Genomic DNA, 1090 nt, shown 5'->3' with positions numbered 1-1090 from the left:
CTTTGTTCGTCAAAACCCGTGGGTAGTCTGACGGTCAACTATAAAGCATAATATAATTAGTAATAACAAGGAACAGACATGAATGAAAACTCAGTAATCTTAATAAGTTTATTTTGGTTTTTTTTTGGATCGAGTGTTGTAGCTGGTTTTATGGATGCATCATTATATTGCTGGATTTTTGCAGCCATAAGCGCATTGTTTCTTCTTTCGGTGATACAAACACCAAAGGAGTTAACGGTATCTATTCTTCTTGCGGTACTTATGGCAAGCTCCGCAGGTGTTTTCATTCTGGCTTATAAAGTCAAAACGAATGTCGTTTCACCAATCTATCTCTTAAAAAAGCCTACTGCATACATGGCTGAAATAGATAACCGAAGGATTCATGGTTACTAAATATTTTGCAATTGCATCATTTGACGGTCCGGGTTTATTTACCCACAGCATCGACTAATTCAAGAGGTTACATATGATAGTTTCAGAAGCAATTTTTTATTCTTCTATTATTTCCTGGGTTCTTTATTGGTGGTTTATTGGAAATATTACTAAAAAGGTAGGGATGCTTGTTGTTCCACTCACGCTTACCTTCGGATGTTACATTTATGCAATTCATTGGGATGATTCCGAACAGCAAACCAATTTAGGTTGGGAGCAGATCGGTTTTATTACCTTTATAATTGTGATAATGTGGGCAGGAAAGTTTGTGATGAAAAGACTATCTGAATGATGATCTAATCCACACTTTTCGATATCTTAGAAAAGTAACTTTGTGAGCAAACAGTCATATGACATGCAAAACGCTGATCTCAAAGACAGATGATGGATACACATTTAGCATTTCACCTTACGAAGACGGGTACCGCTTATCAGTCTCGCCTGAAAATCGTCACAATGGTACCCAAAGCTTTGACGGCTGGTTCCCACGTTTTTTTTCCGAACCACAGTATGCCAAATCATCTTTAACTAAGTTTCTCGGTGAGTCCTTAGTATGGGAAGAAGATTCAAGTAATGCTCTATGAGATTACTTATTATAAATTTTTCTATTAATCTCCATGGAGTGATATATGAATTTGGCCTATTTTTTATTTTTGTC

General features: G+C 36.3%; 2 protein-coding genes. Both read left to right on the top strand.

Annotated elements, in window-relative coordinates:
• The first annotated feature begins 78 nt into the window (after positions 1-78).
• A complete protein-coding gene (locus ACSIPU_RS30315; RefSeq protein ID WP_001005009.1) occupies positions 79-393 on the top strand; it encodes a hypothetical protein in 315 nt (104 codons plus the stop codon).
• 73 nt (positions 394-466) lie between these two features.
• Entirely contained in the window at positions 467-724 is a 258-nt protein-coding gene (locus ACSIPU_RS30310; protein WP_055313352.1) for a hypothetical protein, read from the top strand.
• Positions 725-1090: the final 366 nt, after the last annotated feature.

The sequence above is a fragment of the Klebsiella sp. HN106 genome, from assembly GCF_051209435.1.
Lineage (GTDB): Bacteria > Pseudomonadota > Gammaproteobacteria > Enterobacterales > Enterobacteriaceae > Klebsiella > Klebsiella oxytoca.
Note: the sequence above shows the minus strand (reverse complement) of the source record. Positions and strands in the feature narration are given on the sequence as shown.